The organism is Nocardia rosealba, from assembly GCF_020216065.1.
In the GTDB taxonomy this organism is placed as follows: Bacteria; Actinomycetota; Actinomycetes; order Mycobacteriales; family Mycobacteriaceae; genus Nocardia; species Nocardia rosealba.
Genome location: NZ_JAIWNA010000002.1, coordinates 283763 through 301629 on the forward strand (window position 1 = coordinate 283763; position 17867 = coordinate 301629).

At 67.9% G+C, this 17867-nt stretch carries 18 protein-coding genes; 2 read left to right on the top strand and 16 right to left on the bottom strand.

All coding sequences use genetic code 11. The features are described from left to right. Window positions 1-48: 48 nt before the first annotated feature. Together LDL21_RS08125 and LDL21_RS08130 are read left to right on the top strand one after the other, a co-directional pair. Window positions 49-1413 carry a serine hydrolase domain-containing protein gene (locus LDL21_RS08125; RefSeq protein ID WP_225279466.1) on the top strand — a complete coding sequence of 455 codons (1365 nt, stop codon included), beginning with the start codon at window positions 49-51 and terminating at the stop codon, window positions 1411-1413. Between the two features lie 37 nt (window positions 1414-1450). Continuing rightward, window positions 1451-2107, top strand: coding sequence for a TetR/AcrR family transcriptional regulator (locus tag LDL21_RS08130; RefSeq protein ID WP_225279467.1), 657 nt, complete (start codon window positions 1451-1453; stop codon window positions 2105-2107). 12 nt (window positions 2108-2119) lie between these two features. Here LDL21_RS08130 and LDL21_RS08135 read toward each other — a convergent pair whose 3' ends face one another. From LDL21_RS08135 to LDL21_RS08210, 16 genes are all read right to left on the bottom strand, one after another. Beyond that, complete coding sequence (locus LDL21_RS08135) at window positions 2120-2335, bottom strand: hypothetical protein (RefSeq protein WP_225279468.1); 216 nt, start codon at window positions 2333-2335, stop codon at window positions 2120-2122. Between the two features lie 16 nt (window positions 2336-2351). Next, window positions 2352-3425 (bottom strand): oxygenase MpaB family protein, encoded by a 1074-nt coding sequence (locus LDL21_RS08140; RefSeq protein ID WP_181697309.1) that lies wholly within the window; start codon window positions 3423-3425, stop codon window positions 2352-2354. Window positions 3426-3436: 11 nt separating this feature from the next. Next, window positions 3437-4009 (bottom strand): Rv1363c family protein, encoded by a 573-nt coding sequence (locus tag LDL21_RS08145; RefSeq protein ID WP_225279469.1) that lies wholly within the window; start codon window positions 4007-4009, stop codon window positions 3437-3439. 25 nt (window positions 4010-4034) lie between these two features. Further along, window positions 4035-5231 carry an MCE family protein gene (locus LDL21_RS08150; protein WP_225279470.1) on the bottom strand — a complete coding sequence of 399 codons (1197 nt, stop codon included), beginning with the start codon at window positions 5229-5231 and terminating at the stop codon, window positions 4035-4037. Beyond that, window positions 5228-6307 carry an MCE family protein gene (locus LDL21_RS08155; RefSeq protein ID WP_225279471.1) on the bottom strand — a complete coding sequence of 360 codons (1080 nt, stop codon included), beginning with the start codon at window positions 6305-6307 and terminating at the stop codon, window positions 5228-5230. Before LDL21_RS08155 ends, LDL21_RS08150 begins: the two co-directional genes overlap by 4 nt. Beyond that, window positions 6304-7377, bottom strand: coding sequence for an MCE family protein (locus LDL21_RS08160; RefSeq protein ID WP_225279472.1), 1074 nt, complete (start codon window positions 7375-7377; stop codon window positions 6304-6306). Before LDL21_RS08160 ends, LDL21_RS08155 begins: the two co-directional genes overlap by 4 nt. Then, entirely contained in the window at window positions 7378-8409 is a 1032-nt protein-coding gene (locus LDL21_RS08165; RefSeq protein WP_225279473.1) for an MlaD family protein, read from the bottom strand. Further along, window positions 8406-9428 carry an MCE family protein gene (locus LDL21_RS08170; protein WP_225279474.1) on the bottom strand — a complete coding sequence of 341 codons (1023 nt, stop codon included), beginning with the start codon at window positions 9426-9428 and terminating at the stop codon, window positions 8406-8408. Before LDL21_RS08170 ends, LDL21_RS08165 begins: the two co-directional genes overlap by 4 nt. Before the next feature lies 1 nt (window position 9429). Continuing rightward, window positions 9430-10815, bottom strand: coding sequence for an MlaD family protein (locus tag LDL21_RS08175; protein ID WP_225279475.1), 1386 nt, complete (start codon window positions 10813-10815; stop codon window positions 9430-9432). A gap of 11 nt (window positions 10816-10826) precedes the next feature. After that, window positions 10827-11687 (bottom strand): ABC transporter permease, encoded by an 861-nt coding sequence (locus tag LDL21_RS08180; protein ID WP_225279476.1) that lies wholly within the window; start codon window positions 11685-11687, stop codon window positions 10827-10829. A 1-nt stretch (window position 11688) separates the two neighbouring features. Next, the gene (locus tag LDL21_RS08185) at window positions 11689-12546 is read right to left on the bottom strand and encodes an MlaE family ABC transporter permease (RefSeq protein WP_225279477.1); all 858 of its coding nucleotides are present in this window, start codon (window positions 12544-12546) and stop codon (window positions 11689-11691) included. Between the two features lie 235 nt (window positions 12547-12781). Then, window positions 12782-13708, bottom strand: coding sequence for a TAXI family TRAP transporter solute-binding subunit (locus tag LDL21_RS08190; RefSeq protein ID WP_225279478.1), 927 nt, complete (start codon window positions 13706-13708; stop codon window positions 12782-12784). Between the two features lie 46 nt (window positions 13709-13754). Continuing rightward, complete coding sequence (locus tag LDL21_RS08195; protein ID WP_225279479.1) at window positions 13755-15380, bottom strand: sensor histidine kinase; 1626 nt, start codon at window positions 15378-15380, stop codon at window positions 13755-13757. Window positions 15381-15396: 16 nt separating this feature from the next. Beyond that, window positions 15397-16056: a response regulator transcription factor gene (locus tag LDL21_RS08200; RefSeq protein ID WP_181697458.1), complete on the bottom strand. Its 660-nt coding sequence runs from the start codon at window positions 16054-16056 to the stop codon at window positions 15397-15399. 46 nt (window positions 16057-16102) lie between these two features. Then, a complete protein-coding gene (locus tag LDL21_RS08205) occupies window positions 16103-17464 on the bottom strand; it encodes an MFS transporter (protein WP_225279480.1) in 1362 nt (453 codons plus the stop codon). 186 nt (window positions 17465-17650) lie between these two features. After that, a complete protein-coding gene (locus tag LDL21_RS08210) occupies window positions 17651-17824 on the bottom strand; it encodes a CsbD family protein (RefSeq protein ID WP_181697322.1) in 174 nt (57 codons plus the stop codon). Between the last annotated feature and the right edge of the window lie 43 nt (window positions 17825-17867).

Here is a 17867-nt window from a genome sequence, read left to right on the forward strand (position 1 = left end):
GATCGACGGCAGGCCCGCAGGCCCGCGCCACCCCTGGAGGTCTTGTTCATGTCGTCCCGATTGGGCACGGTCGTGCTCACCACCGCGCTCGCGCTGAGTCCCGCGGTGATCCAGCCACCGGCCGCGCACGCGCAGACCCGGTGCGTCGAGGCCGCGCCCGGTGCCGCACCCGAACGGCGCGCGGCCGCCGAGGTCGGCATGGACGAGGCCGCGCTGGCCGCCGCGATCGATTTCGGCATCGGTGCGAAGGCCCACGCCATCCAGGTCTACCGGCACGGCTGCCTGGTGGCCGACCACGCGCCGACCGGTGACCTGCCGATGCCGCTGTTCAGTGCGAGCAAAGGGGTCACCGCCGTCGCGGTCGGCCGGGCGGTGACCCTCGGTCACTTCGGGCTCGACGACCCCATCGGCAGGTTCTTCCCCATGGCCGACCCCGCGCACGCGCGGATCACGGTGCGCCAGGTCCTCACCCAGACCACCGGCCTGCACTTCTCCTGGCCCGCCGACGTCGCGTCGATCGCCACCAGCACCGTCGACCGAATCCTGGCCGCCCCGATCGACTACGAACCGGGCACCACCTTCCAGTACGCGCAGGCGGTGCTCGGCCTGCTCCCACGCATCATCGAGATCACCACCGGCCTGGACTATCAGGACTTCGTGCAGCGAGAACTGATGGGCCCGTTGAGCATTCCCCGCGATCACTGGGTGTGGCTGCGTGATCGCGACGCCACGACCGCTGTCGCCGGTGGTCTGGCCATGCGCCCCGCCGACCTGGCCCGAATCGCCCGGCTCGTTCTGCAACAGGGTGAATGGGCGGGCAACCGGCTGATCGACGCCGACTACCTGCGCCAGGCCGCCACGCCGACCGAGGCCAACGGCGGGTACGGCTTCCTGCTGTGGCTGAACGCGGGGGAGACCTTCCGCGGGGTGAACGTGCCGGTGCCCGCCCACTACAACCATCGCCTGTTTCCCGGTCTCCCGCACGACGCGATCGCCTTCTCCGGTGCCCTCGGCCAGTTGGCCGTGGTGATTCCCAGTCGTGACCTGGTGATCGTCCGGCTCGGCGTGCCCGCGACCATCGACCCGAACAATCTCACCGGATTCCTCACCGGCACAAGCAATCCCGACAACCGAATGCTGTTCCACCGGATCGTCGCCGCCATCGAGAACCAGCCGGAACCCCTCGACGACCCGAACATCGCGCCCGACCCGATCCATCGGACCGGCGCGACACCGGAGGAACGCGCGCTGCTGCTCGACGCGCAGAACCTGTCGGCGATCCTGCTCGGCACCGGCGCCTACGCCGGCTGCACCATCGCCATGTGTCAGGGCCGCACACTTCCGGCCGATATCTTCGGCCTGGCTTTGGACGTCGGCAACCAGCTCGCGGCCGCGGTACCGGCAGCGCGCTGACGCCACCGCGCGACTGTGCGTGGGGGATGATGGTCTGGTGAGTGCCAGCAGATCCGAGGTTCGTCCGAAGCGCCGCAACGGCCCTCGGCTGCCGCCGGACGAGCGTCGAACGCAGCTGCTCGACGCCGCGCTGCGGGTGGTCGGTAGCGAAGGTATTGCGAATCTGACCATGCAGGCGGTCGCCAAGGAAGCGGGCGTCGCCAAACCGGTGCTGTACGCGATGTTTCCGACGGCGCCGGAGCTGGTCGCCCACCTGCTGCACCGGGAACACTCCCGGGGGATGGCGCAGGTTTTCGCGGCGATGCCGGGTGATCTGCGTGGCTCCGATCCCGACCGCGAGTATGTCGGGGCGGTGATGGCTTTTCTCGAATCGGTGGCCGCGGCGCCGACGCGCTGGCGCCTGATTCTCATGCACAGCGACGGGGCACCGGCCGATTACCGGGAACTGCTCGGTGCCGCCCGCGACAAATTGCTCGACCAGTGCGTAGACCTGCTGAACGCCGGCTTCGCCGTGCGCGGCGGACCTCACGATGCCGATGTGGAACTGATCGCCCACGTCATGCTCGGTTTCACGGAGGTGCTCGGCAGGATGGTGCTGTCCGACCCGCAACGTTTTCCGCCCGAACGGCTGCGCGCCACGGTCCGTTCCATGGTGCGGACATTGCCGCAGGAGCCCGGCGCGGAGTCGCGGTGATGCCGCGGATTTCTACCGCAGGTCGACGTCGGCGACGAGCAGTACCGGCCAGGCGATGACCTGGCCGAGGATCGAGAAGAATCGGTCGAGCCCGGACAGCTCGCCGAGGTGGTCTCGATGCGCGAGCAACCAGACCAGCCCGATCGCAACATAGGGAATGCCACCGGCGAGGGCCAGATACATCATCTGACGGATACTGAGTCGGCGTTCCATGAGTTTCGTGAACACGAGTGATCTCCTTCGTTCAGGCCATGTCGCCGAGGATCGGCTGCGATTCGATGAGCCCTTCCTCCGAGGGCGGTAGCCCCCTGCTCAACACGCGATCGCGTTGCTTCTGGCGCAGTGTGTGGTGGGCTCGGGCGGGGATGTCGTATCCGTACTTGCGCTGGGCTTGCCGTGGTGTGGTCGTCACGGGGTTCTTCGGCGGTATGCCGAGCAGCATCGGCGCGGCCACCGGTACCGTCGTCGGCGAGATGAGTTGCAGCAGAAGCAGTTCGAGCCGGGCGTTGAAACTGACCAGGGTCATCGCCGCGCTCAGCCAGGGCACAACGAGGGCGTCGAGAACCCGCCCGGTCGGCAAGCCCGCCATCTCGCGCATCCAGCGCGGCATCGTCGCCAGCGTGCCGCGTCGCAGGAAGGCCGCCACGACCTTGAACATCGGCCGCAGCAACATCGGCATGGGCGGCAGCATCACCTCGGCGTCGAGCAGATGATTCATCGCTTTCTTCGCGATGTCGGATCCGATCAGCTGAGGGCGCATCCGGTCGAAATACTGGGCCACGCCCTCGCGAGTGCGGGGAATATCGGCCGGGTCGCAGGTCTGCAATTCCGCGGCACGGGCGCACTCGTGCCAATACTGCGATTCATCGGCCGCGCTGAGCCGGCCGGGGCCGAACTTCTCGTAGGCGATCAGGAGCGAATGCCACGCGGTCAGGTGGATCCACAGTTGCGAATCCGGATCGTTGGCGTCGTACTGTCGACCGGTCACCGGATCGATCCCGACGGCCTTGGAATGGATCTTGACCAGGATATCGGCGGCGCTGACCGTCGACCGACTGTCGGCGAACATCACCATGGCGAAATAGCGCAGCGTGCGATCATAACGAGTGCGCGGGCGGGTGTAGATCGCGCTTGTCGCGTCGACGGCCGCGATGAGGCTCGGATCGAGTTCCTCGATGACGACCGCGCGTTGGAAACCGATCGTCAATCCGGTCGGATAACTCCACACCCGCCATGCGACGGAATCGGGTCCGAAAAAGCCGTAATCCTCGGCGGGTTCCACCTTCGGCAGTGAAATCCAGGTTCGTAACGAGGCCATGTGGCCCTCCTTCATCGGGTGAGTATCGGAGTACTGACTTCGCTGACCAACCAGCGGTCGGTGTCCTTGCGTAGCGACATGTTCACCGAGAGCTGGCCGGGAGCGGGTGTGCCTCGGGTGCCGAGGCTGGTGATGGTCTGATTGATGACGGCTACGGCCCGCGCCGTGGTCTCGTCGGCGGATTCGATGGCACAGGTGACGCTGCCGACGGTGGAGACGACCTGACCCTGGACGAGAACCTCACGCAGATCCTTGCTGGTCGCGTCGAATTCGGTGCGCCAGTCGCCGGTGGCGCCCGCCAGCACCGCGGCGAAATAGGTGTCGAGGTCCTTGGCGTCGTAGCGGGCGAGGGTGGGGGCGTAGGCACAGGCGGCCTGCAGCGCGGCGTCCCGGGCCTGCTCGCGGGCGCGGATCCGGTGGTTGTCCACGGCGAGGAACGCCGCGACCGCGACGGCGCTGATCGTGGTGACCGCGGCTGCGGGAACCAGTATGCGGCGCAGGCTGTTTCGTCGGGACTCGGTCACCGGATCGGTGCTCTCCGGACTCGGATCGTCGGCGAGTGGGTTGTCGGGTTCGGTCGTCATGAAAGGTCCTCTGAGTGGGTAGGAGTCAGTTGGCGGGCAACGGGACGGACAACTCGTCGCCGGTGACTCCGGGTGGTGGGCCCGCGCCGTTGTCCGGTCCGGCGGGGCGCGGCGCGTTGGCCGACCCGCGGATCTGCAGCTCGGGGTGGTCGGTGACGCAGTAGTTGTAGAGCCGGCCGCGTCCGTCGGAGATCTCGACGGGGGAGACCGGGATGGTCTCGTACTCACAGGTGGGGCGTGGCCAGATGTCGGCCATGGTGTGAAAGGCGTTGTCGTGGGCGGAGATTCCCAGCGCGATCACCGCGGTGCGCAAAGCGGGGAACAATGCCGTCATGGCGGGTGTGCGCAGGCGGGCCGCGCGGGTGATGGCAACGAAATTGGTGATCAGGCTGGTCAGCGGGTCGCCGGTCTCGGTGAGAACACCGTCGAGGGTGGCGAGCCGACCCGGTCCCTGTTCGAGCAGTTCGCGCACTTCGTGGTCGGCGGCGTTCATCTGGTCGAACAGCGCGCTCGAACCCCGAACCAGGGTGGTGAGGTCGGGCTGGGCATGTGCGGTGGTGTCGGCGATGACGCTCAGGTTGCGGATGAGTTCGGTGGTCTGGGGCAGCAGGCCGGCGAGCCCGGCCGTCGCCTGGCTCAGGCCGCTGATCACCCTGCGCAGGACCTCGGGGCCACCACGCAGCGCGCGGTCGAGTTCGTCGACGATCGCGGTGAGCCGGCCCGGATTCATCCCGGCGACGAGGGCGCCGGTGTTGTCCAGGAACGAGTCGATCGTCACCGGCGTGCTCACCTGGTCGGCGGGCACGGTCGCGCCGTCGGCGAGGTAGGGCGCCTCGCCGGTGGCAGGCCGGAAATCGAGGTACTGTTCGCCCGCGGCCGACAGACGACCCACCGTCACCGGCGTGCCGACGGGAATCCGTGTGGCACTGTCGATGTCGATCTCCGCGAGGATGCCCGACGCGTCGACGCGGATCGCGCGCACCGACCCGACCTCGACCCCGCGCACAGTGACGTTGCTGTGCGGGAGCAGCCCGCCGGAACTGTCGAGCCGGACGTGCACTGTGTAGGTGGTGTGCAACGGTCGCACGCCGACCACGTCGACGGCGATGTAGCTCGAGCCGATCACCAGCATGGCGACCATACCCATCATGGCCCCCGCGGTCTTGTGGCTGTGCGCCCAGCGGGCCGACCGGACGACAACAGCAGCGGCCCACCCGATCATCGGTGACCCCCTTGCAGGCGGCCGAGTACCCGCGCCAGCACCTGGGCGAGGCTGCCGACGAAGGCGGTGACGTCGGTGCCGTCGGGCAACCGGCTGCCCTCGGTGTCGGTGAGGGCGCCGAGGTCGAGATACGAGATACGCGCCGCGACAGCGAGACTCGATCCGCGCATGGATGCCCGCGCCACCGGCGCCACCGCGTTGAGCCGGTCCAATGTGGTGGCCAGGTCGTCTCCCATTCGGGTGAAGCCGGTCATCAATTCCTGCACGCTGTCGAACAAGCTCAGGAACTGCGGGCCGGTGGTTGAGGTGAAGTCGCCGAGCGCGGTGGTCACCGTCGACACCTTTGTGGTGAGATCGGTGATGGCACGGTTGTTCTCGGCGATCACCCCGATCAGATCCGGGAAGGTGTCGGCGGCCTGACCGAGTTCGGCCTTGCGGGTCCGCAGGGTTGTGGTGAGCCCGTCGAGTCCGTGCAGAACCGCATCGATCTGCCCGGTGCGCCGATTCAGCGCGGTGAGCGTGGCGGTGAGTTCGGTGAGCAGATGCGACAGCTGGGGACCACGTCCGCCGACGATGGCATTCAGCTCGGAGGTGATGCGCGCGACCTGATTCATCGCGCCGCCGTCGAGCAGCATCGCCATCGCGCTCATCAGCTCCTCCACCGAGGCACCCGCCGAGGTGTGCTCGCGGTCGATGACGTCACCGTCGGTGAGGAGCGGGGCGTCGGGGCGATGCTGGGGCAACACGATGGCGACGTGGATGTCGCCAAGGGGAGTCGGTTGCCGCAGTTCCGCGCGGGTGCCCTGCGGAAGCGCGATGTCGCGGCGAACTTCGAGTTCGACCTCGGCGAGGAAGTTCGTCGTCGCGATCCGGGTCACCACCCCGATGTCGTTGCCGCTCGACTTGACCCGCGCTCGCTCGGGCAAGTTGAGCGCGTCGTCGAACACCGCGTGCAAGCGGTAGGAAGGTCCGTCGACGCCGGGGCGGGGCAGCGGCACGTTGTCGACGGTGACCGCGCACGAGGAAACGCCGATCGCGGTGAGCGCGGCGACGGTGAGGCGGGCGGTCCGGCTCATCCGGTGAGCCCGAGCAGTGCGGCGGTCAGACCGAAGTCCGGGCCGAAATCCATGAGTTTGCCGGTCCGGCAGCCGTCGGAGCGCAGGGCCAACGGCGCGCACAGCAGCGAGAGAGCTTCGTTGTCGAGCAATGACTTGTCGGTGAGCAGGTGCAGCCGCAGGGCCCGCTGGCCGGGGTCGACCGCGCGGGCGAAATTGTCGGCCATCAGGGGCGTCACGTCGATGATCTCGGTGAGTCCACGGGCGTTCTCCCGCATCTGACCGGTGATGGCGACCAACCGGTTCACCGCGTCGGTGAGTGGGGTGCGGTTGTCGGCCAGGACGGTGGAGGTGTTGGCGATGAAATCGTTCACCTGGGTGAGTACCGCCGCCAAACCTGGAGCCTGTTCGGAGAGCAGGGTGACGAGTTCGGTGAGCCGACCGCTGAAATCGCGCACGGTCTGGTCGTTTCCGGCGATCATCGTGGTGAGGTCGTTGAGTTCGACGATGGTGCGCGAGATCTGGTCGCGGTTGGCCAGCGTCACGTCGAATGTCGTCGCCAGCGCGTCGAGGGTCTCGCGGATTCGATCGCCGTTGCCGTCGAGCATCGGGAACAACACCCGGCTGGCCATCGGGCCGTTCGTGTTGTCGCCCTTCAACGCTTGGCCGAGCTGTTCGAAGTTGCGCAGGATACGGTCGAGTTCGACCGGGGTCCTCGTCCTGGAAAGGGGAATGTGGGCGCCGTCGGCCAGGGTCGGTCCGTCGCCGGTGTGGGCCGGGGTCAACTCGACGTGGCGGTTGGTGATGAGCTGCGGGGAGATCAGCGCCGCCGTGACGTCGGCGGGCAGTTCGGTTCCCGGCTCGATGGTCATCGCGACCTCGACGAACGCGCCTCTGGGTGTGATGGCGTCGACCCGTCCGATCGGGACACCGAGCGCCGCGACGTCGTTGCCGACGAAAAGGCCTGCGGCGCCTTCGAAATCGGCGGTGAGGTGAACGGCACCTGGGCGTAGCGACACCGGAATCGAGGAACAGCCGCCGCCGATCCCGGTGACGATCACCAGCGCGAGGCATCGGAACAGTCTTCGCATCTACTCGCACCCTTCGACGGCGCCGGCCAGGCACAGCCAGTTGTCCGGGAACAGCCACGGCATGTAGATGTCGCCGTAGGGTCCCTGCGCGAACGTGTTGTTGAATTGGCGAACGGCTACCGGCATCACCTGATACAGCGCGGCGAGGTGATCGCGGTTCTTCTCCAAGCCCTGCGACATCGTGTTCAGGCTGTGGACGAGCGGTCCGAGTCGCCCACCGTCCTCGATGCCCATGTCCTGCAGGGTCTTCGAGGTGGCGGCGATATTGTCGAGCAGGTCTTTGATCAGGTCGCGGCGGCGACTGACGGCGGCGCCGATCGCCTCGCCTCTGGTCAACAGCACGAGCACGCTGTTCTGGTTGTCGGCGATCAGGCCCGACACCTGGTCCATGCTGTCGAGCAGTCGGTCCACCTCGTCGCGTCGGGAAGCGATCACCCGGGCCAGCGCGCCGACGCTGTCGAGTGCCTGCGCGGTGAGGTGCGGTGAATCGCCCAGCTGGGTGCTCACCGCGTCCAGACTCGCGCGCAACGCGTTCGGGTCGAGTCGTTCGAGATGCTCGAAGGAATTGCGGTAGGCCGGATCGTTCACGACCTTGGCCAGGTTGTAGGGAACGGCGGTGGCAGACAACGGGATACGGCCATCCGGCAGCTCGCCGTCGGTTCCCGGGTCGAGCTCGACGTGCATCTTGCCGAGAATGGTCGACATCTTGATCGCCGCCTTCGCGTCATGGGCGACGGCGAGGTCGGAGCGCAGGCGCATCGTCACCAGCACCCGGTCGCGTTCCAGTCGCACCGAGCTGACCGTGCCGACTTCGATCCCGGCCACATCGACGCTGTTGCCCACGCGAAGACCGGCCGCCTGGGCGAATTCCGCCCGCAGGGTCGCCTCGCCCAGGTGCGCGCGCGACAGCAGCGCGGACCCGAGGACCACCACGATCACCGTCACCCCGGCCGCGATGCCGAGCGAGAAGTTGCGGTTGCCGAACGCGTCGCCCAAGGTTGTGCGGACGAGCTGGAGCAAGTTTTCGATCATCGGCAGACCTCCGAGTGCGCGTTGCCGCCGACCTGGGAGACCACGCCGCGGGGGAACAGCACGCCCCACAGCGAGACATCCAGGCTGCAGACATAGGTGTTGACGTAGGTGCCGTTGCCGCTGACCCTGGCGAGCCCGGACATGATCAGCGGAAGTTCGACGGCCGCTTGGTCCAAGCGGGCGCCATTGGTGAGCAGCAGCGCCACGCCCTCGCTCGCTTGTCGCTGTGCCTGGGCCATTCCCGGGGCGACGCGAGCGATGAGATCGGTGAGCTTCGTGGTCGATTCGGCGATGTTCGTGACCGCTCCGCTGAGCACCGCGCCCTGGTCGTAGAGCCCGCTGACCAGGGCGCGCGACTGGGTGATCAACGTTTCCAGCTCGCCACTGCGATGGGCCAGACTGGTGATCACATCGTCGAGGTTGCTGATCACCGCACCGAGGATCTCGTCGCGCTCGGCGAAGGTGGTGGCCAGTGCGGCGGCCTGGGTGATCAACGCGGACAACGACACTCCGTCGCCTTGCAGTGCCTGCACGAGGGTTTCCGACAGGGAATTCACATCGTCGGGTTGCAGCAGGCTGAACAACGGCTCGAAGCCCGACAGCATGGTCGAGACGTCGAAGGAGGATTCGGTGCGTTCCAAGGGAATCGCGCCGTCCGCTGGCAACGGTTCGCCCGGTGATTCCCCCATGGCGAGCGCCACATAGCGCTGGCCGATCAGATTCTGATAGCGGATCAGCGCTTTCGTGGTGGTGCTCAGCCGCTGACGCGATTGCACGGACAGAGTCACCCTGGCGTGCCTGCGGTCGACCAGGTCGATCGCGTCCACCCGGCCGACCCGCACCCCGGCGATCCGCACGTCGTCGCCGGTGCGTAGACCCAGGACGTCGGTGAAGGTCGCGCTGTAGCGGTGGGTGTCACCGGGCACCGACCGCTGCAGCGTCGACCAGATCGTGTAAGTAGCGATCACGGACAGTGCGACGAAGAAGCTCAGGCCGAGATAGTAGGTGCGCCCGCGCATTTCAGTGTCCTCCCGAGGGCTTCGGCGCGACTGTGACGGTCGCGCCGGTAAGTGCGGAGCCGAGCAGAAGCAGCTGTGCGGCGTTAGGACGCGCACCGAGGAACCCGGCCACCGCGGCGGGACCGGTCAGGGCGATCGGTCCGGCGGGCGGCGGGGAACTCGCGGGTGCGGTGAGGCCGGGAATTGCCGGACCGGGCAGCGACAGGCCGGGGATGGGCGGCAAGGCCGGGAGGCCGGGCGCCGCCGGTATCGGTGCGGGTCCGGCGGAGGGAAGGTGACCGGGTATCAGTTGCGGTGGGAAAGACTGTGCTGCAGGCGAATCCGGGATCGCTCCGGTGGCGCAGCGCGGACCGGCCTGGTTGCCGTAGCGGGGGCAGTCGGCCGCTGTGTACTGGCGGAACGGGGTGAACGAGACCGTGACGTCCCACTGCATCTGCTTGCTCGGGCCCCAGTGGAATGCGGTGGCGAGCCGGCTGAGCGAATCCCCCAGTGCGGTGACGGTTTCGGTAATAGCCGCCGGATCGTCGGCGAGGGCACCGAAGGTCTCGTCCAGTCCGACCACGAGTTCCTTGCCCGCGTCGGGGTTGCGGACGAAGAGCGCCTGGGTCGCGTCGGTGGCCGCACCCGCCGAGGTCAGCAATTCGATGACCTGATTGCGGCGCGCGGTGATGGTCTGCGCCGTCTGGACCGATTTGCCCAGGGCGTCGGCGAGTTCGGGCGCCGACCGGTTCACCGCGGCGGTGGCCGTACCGAGATCCCCGAGCAGTTCACCGATGCCGGGCAGGGCGCGGACCTCGCTGATCCATTGATCGAGGCGTTCGATCGTGGAACCCGGCAGCCGGACATCACCGTCGAGTGCTTCGGCCAGCGTGGCGAGCACCCGCGCGAGTGTCGCGGGTCGCACGCGGTCGAGCACATCGCGCAGGGTGGTCAGCGTCGTCTGCAGGGCCACCGTGGCCCGGCTGGTGTCGTGCTCGATCACCGCACCGGCACGCAAGGATGTCGCGGCCGGGCCGTTGTCCACGAGCTCGAGCGCCGTGACGCCGAAGATATTGGCGGGCACGACCCGCGCCGTCACCGATGTCGGGATCGCCGCGGCGGCGCCCGGTTCCAGCGCCAGGTCGACGCGTTGACGAAGGCCCTGCTCGGCGATCTCCACCGCCGACACCGAGCCGACCAACAACCCGCGAAAGCGCACATCGGCGCGCGCGGGCAGCCCGTCGCCGGTGCTCGTCATCAGGGCGGTCACCGCGATGGTGTCCTCGAAGTGGCCGGTGTACCGCAGGCCGAGCAACGCGACCACCCCGGACAGGCTCAGCGTCATCGCCACCCCGGCCACACCGAGTCTCCGACGCGACCAGCCGCGCCCACTGGGATCCGGATACATGTCGGTTCTCCCTATCCCGAGATCCGGATGCCGGAGTCGACGCCCCAGATCGCGAGTGTGAGAAGCAGATTCAGGAAGACGACGACGATGATCGTCACCTTGATCGCCCGCCCGGCCGCGACTCCGACGCCTTCCGGCCCGCCGGCGGCGATGTAGCCGAAGTAGCACTGGACGAACGTGGCGACGAGGACGAACGCGACCGCCTTGAGCACGGAGTAGACGAGGTCGCCCGGGTCGAGGAACTGGTGGAAGTAGTGGTCGTAGGTGCCGATGCCGTTGCCGCCGAGGAAGAACGCGGTGATCTTGGCAGTGAGGTAGGCGGTGGCCATGCCGATGGCGTACAGCGGCAGAATCGCGACGGCGGCGGCCAGCATGCGAGTGCTGATCAGGTAGGGGAGGGGGCGGATGGCCATCGACTCGAGGGCGTCGATCTCCTCCGCGATTCGCATCGACCCGATCTGCGCGGTGAACCGGCAACCCGCCTGGGCGGCGAAAACGATGGTCGCCAGGAGTGGGGCCAGCTCCCTGGTGGTGGCGAATCCCGAGATCGCGCCGGTGAGCGGGCTCATCGTCAACAGATCGAGCGCCGTGTGCGATTCCATGCCGACGGTGACGCCGCCGAAACCGCACAGGATCACGATCACCCCGACCGTGCCGCCGCCGACGACCAGCGCGCCGTTGCCCCAGGTGACATCGATGATCAGCCGCGTGACTTCCCTGCGGTAGTGCCGCAGCGCGAACGGAACGGCGAGCAACGCTTGTGCGAAGACGACACCCTGGTGGCCCAGCCGCACGTCCGCCTCGACGACACGCGTTGTCGCCGATCTCGCCGCCTGGAGCGGACGGAGCAGGGGCGGTGTGTAATTCGACATCTCAGAGCACCTCGGACGGCAGCAGCGTGTTGTAGATCTGAGTGAGCGCGATATTGGCCGCGAAGAGCACGATCGCCGAACTGACCACCGCGGAGTTCACCGCGTCGGCGACCCCGCCCGGGCCACCCTTGGTGTTCAGGCCGCAGTCACAGGCGATGATCGCGGTGAGTGCGCCGAACACCGCCGCCTTCACCAGCGCGACCAGCAGGTCGCTCGCGACGGCGAACGAGGCGAACGTGCTGAGGTAGGAGCCGGGCGTGCCGTCCTGGACGAAGATGTTGAACAGGTAGCCGGTGGCGAATCCGATGAACACGACGAACCCGCACAGCAGCATGCTCACCAGCACCGCCGCCAGCAATCGTGGTGCGACGAGCCTGCGCACCGGATCGACACCCATCACCCGCATCGCGTCGATCTCCTCGCGGATCGTGCGGGAGCCGAGATCTGCGCAGATCGAGGAGCCGACCGCGCCCGCGATCATCAGCGAAGTCACCAGTGGTGCGCCCTGCCGGATGATGCCGAGGCCGTTGACGGCTCCGATGAAGGTGGTGGCGCCGACTTGGCTGACCAGGGAACCGATCTGGATCGAGACGATCGCGGCGATGGGGACTGCTACGAGCAGTGTCGGTGTGGCTGAGACAGTTGCCATGAAGGAGCTCTGCCGGAGGAACTCCGCCAGCGGGAAGCGGCGACGGATGAGTGCTCGCACCAGCTCTGTGATGGCTTGCCCTGCCATGGTGACCTGCCGTCCCGCGGTCTCGATCGAGCGTCGCGGATGGTCGCGCCACCAGTCGAGGCAGAAGGTGATGATGAGGTCGAAATCTGTTGTTGCACTGGTGGATAGGGATTTCGAGCCCATCGCGACCGCCTCTTTTGTCACTGCGGTGGTGGACTTGCTCGACCACTACCGGCGAAGTTCCTACATGCGCGTAGTCGTATTTCTACGCGTGCGTAGTTTTGCTGTCTGGGACTGTAGCAAGAGGTCGTCGTGGCTGTCGAGGAATTCGGGTACGCGGCCCTCGTTCGCTCAGGCCGTGGTTGTGGTGTCCCAGGTGGGAGAGGGTGGCGCCCGCGCCGGACTAAGCGGGAACCGATCAGCCGTGCCAGCGGCGGTAGACCTCGGCGGCGCCAGGATGCAGGGGGACGGTGCCGGTGCCGATGAGGAAACGGCCGTCGAGGAATTGGGTGCCCGCGGCCTCGGCGGGGACCAGGGCATCGGCGTGCCAGAGGAGGAGTTCGACGATGGCGGCGGCTGTTTCGTCGGGCAGGGTCGCGGTGGCGAGGAGCAGGTTGGTGACACCGATCGTGTGGACGGCGGGGCTGCCCGGGTAGGCGTCGGCGGGGATGGCGACGTGGTCGTAGACGGGGCCGTACTCCGCGCGCATGGGTGCGACCAGGGCACCGAGGTCGAGCAGTCGCATGGGATCGGGCACGGTGAGGGCGGCGGTCGGTACGCCGCCTGCCCACAGCAAGGCGTCGATGTCACCGTCGGTCAATGCCCGGACGGCCTCACGCAGGGGACGATGTTCAGTCACCACATCGACGGTCGGGTCGAGGCCTGCCGTGGCCAGGAGGCGTGCACCGGTCAGTGCGGCACCCGAACCGGCCGCGCCGAGGTTGACTCGTCGGCCACGCAGGTCGGCCACCTGCTCGATTCCGCTGTCGGCGTGGACCGCCAACTGCAGGTAGTTCTCGTACACGCGGCCCAGTGCCAGTACCCGTCCGGCGAAGTCGCCCACCGAATCCGCCAGCGCCAGTGCGGTTTCGACCTCGCCATCGGCGATCATCCGCAGATTCTGTTGGGAGCCTGCGGTTTCCACCGGCTCGATCCGGACGTGGTCGGTTTCGTTCGCGGCCGCGTCTGCCAGCAGCCGGGCGAAGGCGAAATAGAAGCCGCCGTCCTCGCCGGAGGCCAAGCGCACTGTCGACCGGTCGCCCGTGCCGCAGCCGAAGAGCGCCGCCGAGGCGAGCGCGGTCAGCGCGAGCATCCGACGACGCGTCATCGGTACCGCGCCGCTCATCGGGTCACCGCCCGCATCGGACAGTGCCTGCTCAGCACGGCGCCGCTCATCGAAGCACCGCCGGTAGCCGGATTGCCACGGCGAGTCCGTGCGGCTGTACCGCCTCCACAGCCAGTTCGCCACCGTGGGCTCTGGCCAATGCCTGCGCGATCGAGAGTCCGAGCCCGGTGCCGCCCGGGACAGCTGTGGTGCCGCGGAAGAAGCGGGTGGTGAGTTTGGCGAGTTCCTCCGGTGCGACACCGATCCCGTCGTCGGCGACCCGCACCGTCACCCAGCCCGGCTCGGCCTCGATGGTGACGTGGGTGTGCGCTCCGGCACCCGCGTATCGGCAGGAATTGCTCAGCGCCACATCGAGAATCTGTGCCAGCGCCGCCGAACTGATCGCCGCGGTCACCTCCCCGCCGTCAGGCGCTGAAACCCGAGCCGCGGTCGGGTTCAGCGTGCCGCTGTCGTCAGGCGGTGGAACGTGCGCTGCGGTCGAGTTGATCGCGCCGCTGTCGTCCGGCGGCGGAACGTGCGCCGCGGCCGAGCTGCTCGCGCCACTGCCTTCCGACGACGAAGCGCGAGCAACGGCCACGTTGGTCCCACCGTACGCAGCACTCGAATCCGACGGTTGGACGGCCGACGTCCGCGGGAGGGCCGCCAATTGAATGCCCGCCTCCTGGAACGCCGACACCCAGGCATCGATGCGGTCGGCGACAACCTGTGCCGGATCGCACTGTTCTTCCTCGGACGCCGCGGTCCCGAACGACGCAGGTGTTTCCGCGACGGCAAGCTCGAGCAGGTCGTCCAGCAGCGCGGTCAACCGTTCCACTTCCGCGGTAGCACCACGAAAGGTTGCCGACGCGGTCGCGGGCACGGCGTACTCGAGTGAATCGAGCCGAATCATCAAGGCTGCCAGTGGGTTACGCATGGCATGCGCGGTGTCGGCGACGAGTTGACGTTGTGCGTCGGCGGAGTCACCGACCGCGGTGGCCATGGCGTCGACCGACTCGGCCAGCGCGCGGACCTCGGGCGGACCGCCGTAGTTCCTGGTGATCGGTGCGCGCCCGCGTGGCTTGGGCAGGGTGGCCGTGAGCTCGGCGACGGCGCCCGACATCGCGGCCAAAGGACGCAGCACCCATCGACTCAGGACGAGCGCCAACAGCATGAACCCGATCATCGCGACCAACCCGCCGACCGCGATGACAGCCCAGGTCCTGGCGATCGCGGCACGCGCCGCGGCGGTCGACGCCTCGATCACGACGGCCCCGTTCACCTGGACACCGGTGCCGACGGGACGCGCGACGAGCAAGACGGGCGCGCTCCACGGCGTGAGCCGATCCTGGTGCTGGGGCCGCTGGTTGCGTCGCGCCGCCGCCAGCGCCGCACTGATGCGCGAATCGGTCACCACCACACCGGCATTGACGATCGGCGCGCCCCGCGCGTCGACGACCAGCACGTTCTCGCCGTACAGCTCGTGGTAGCGGTTCACCTCGTCGGCGAGCGCGCGCACCCCGTCGGGAGAACCGGCTCCGTCGGCGAGGGTGGCGAAACGGTCGGCGTCGCCGGAACGGCCGAGCACCAACTGTTGGGTGCGGCTGGTGGCGGCGGTGAGTGACAGCGGCACCGCGAAGGACAGCACCGCCAGCGCGGCGAACACGGTGAGGACGATCAGCAGCCGGCGGCGCACGCGCGTCCTCCGGTGATCACTGCCCCCACCGATACCCGTAGCCGCGAATGGTGGTGATCAGTCCCGGCCGGTTCAGTTTGGCGCGCAACCCGGTCATGTGGACATCGAGGGAGCGGGACACCGCGACGAACGCGTCGCCCCAGATCCGGTCCATCAGCTGCTGCCTGCTCACCGCCGCACCCGGTCGTTCCACGAGTGCCTCGACCAGCTCGAATTCCTTCTGGGTGAGCGAGATCGGCGATCCACCGACCTCGACCGTGCGGGCGCGCAGGTCGACGCGCACATCCCCGGTGACGACCTCGGTTCTGCTCTGGTTGGCGACGGCGGCTGCCCGGCGCAGCACCGTCTCGAGCCGCGCCATCAGCTCCGCGATCCGCGGTGGTTTCACCACATAGTCGTCGGCCCCGCCGCGTAGCCCCCGCACGATGGACCGTTCGTCGCTGCGGGCGGTCAGGATCAGCACCGGCACGGCGCTTACCTCGCGCAGTTGCCGCAGCACCTGCAGTCCGTCCGCGTCCGGCAGGCCGAGGTCGAGGAGTACGGCGTCGTAGTCGCGGTGGGCGATGAGCAGGTCGGCGCCGCGGCGCATGCGCTCGGCGCGGTAGCCGCGTGCGGTGAGCGCCTCCACCAGGGCGTCGCCCACTCCGTCGTCGTCTTCGACCACCGCAAGCCGCACGCGCCGATCCTCCCACAGGGCCTGGATCGGCGCGTGTACCGCACGGTCAGCCACGCACGGCGGCCATCGCCCGTTCCTGCTCCACCGGGTCGGTGTGGACCTCGCGTTCGGCTTCGATGGTCGACTCGGCCGAGGTCTCCCGCATGAAGTAGTACGTGACAAGCGAGATCCCGATACACCCGGCGACGTAGAAGAAGTACAGCGACTCGAGGTCCGCCTTCTTCAGCGCCAACGCGATCATCTCGGCGGTGCCACCGAAGATGGCGACGGTCAGCGCGTACGGCAGGCCGACGCCGAGCGCGCGGATCTTGGTCGGGAACAGTTCGGCCTTCACGATCGAGTTGATCGAGGTGTAGCCGGTGACGATCACCAACGCGAGCATCATCAGGCCGAAGGCGGCCAGCGGGTTGGCGGTGTGGGCGAGGGCGGTCATGATCGGCACTGTCAGCAGGGTGCCCGCGACGCCGAAGAAGATGAGCAGCTTGCGGCGTCCGATGCGGTCGGAAAGTCCGCCCGCGATCGGCTGCAGGACCACGAAGACCAGCAGCGCGATGAAGTTGATCCAGGCGACGGTGTCCTTGGAGATGCCCGAGGTGTTGATCATGAACTTCTGCATGTAGGTCGTGTAGGTGTAGAACGCCACGGTGCCACCCATGGTCAGGCCGACGACCAGCAGGCATTCGCGCGGGTATTGCAGCAGCACCCGCAGCGAACCGCGCGAGCTGCTCGGGGTCGCGGCGGCGGTTTTCGTCGCGGCCTCGAACGACTCCGACTCGTCCATGCCGCGGCGCAACAGCATCACCACGATGGCGCCACCCGCGCCGATCAGGAACGGAATGCGCCAGCCCCAGCTGTACATCTGCTCGGCGGAGAGCACCTGCTGCAGCACGATCTGCACACCGAGGGCGGTGAGCTGGCCCGCGACCAGGGTCACGTACTGGAAGCTGGAGTAGAAACCGCGCCGCCCCGGCGAGGCCACCTCCGACAGATACGTCGCGCTGGTGGCGTATTCGCCGCCGACGGAGAGTCCTTGCAGCAGCCGCGCCAGCAGCAGCAGTACGGGCGCCGCGATGCCGATGGTCGCGAAGCCGGGGGTCACCGCGATCATCAGCGACCCGGCGGCCATCACGGTGACCGACAGGGTCAGCGCGGCGCGTCGACCGAACCGGTCGGCGTAGCGGCCAAGCGCCCACCCGCCGATCGGGCGCATGATGAACCCGACCGCGAAAACCGCCGCCGTCGAGAGCAACTGGGCCGTCGGGTCGCCGTCGGGAAAGAACGCCTTCGCGAAGTACACGCTGAACGCGGCGTAGACGTACCAGTCGTACCACTCGACCAGATTGCCGATCGACCCGCGCAACACATTCGCGACGACCCGCTTCTCACCACCGACCTGTGTCGTTGTCACCTTGGACCTCCTCTTTCGGCGCGGCAGTGCGCCGTCGCAGACCACTGTGTCGGCTGTCACAGCCCCCACGGAAGCCACGACGGAGGTTCCTAACGTTCCCTTAGGACGATGCCCGCCCGGCGCGGGACAGACAGAGCGAAACGCCCCGGACCGAATGGTTCGAGGCGTTTCGCGGGGTGTCAGGTGTCAGTGGCGGAAGGCGTCCTTGACCTTCTCGCCCGCGTCCTTGATGTTGGCCTTGGTCTGATCGGTCTTGCCCTCGTGCTCGAGGTAGCGGTCGTCGGTCGACTTGCCCGCCGCTTCCTTGGCCTTGCCGACGAGCTCTTCGGCCTTGTTCTTCGCCTTGTCCGCGAGACTCACAGTTGTTCCTTCCAGACAGATCGCTCGGTCAGCGTCGGTGACC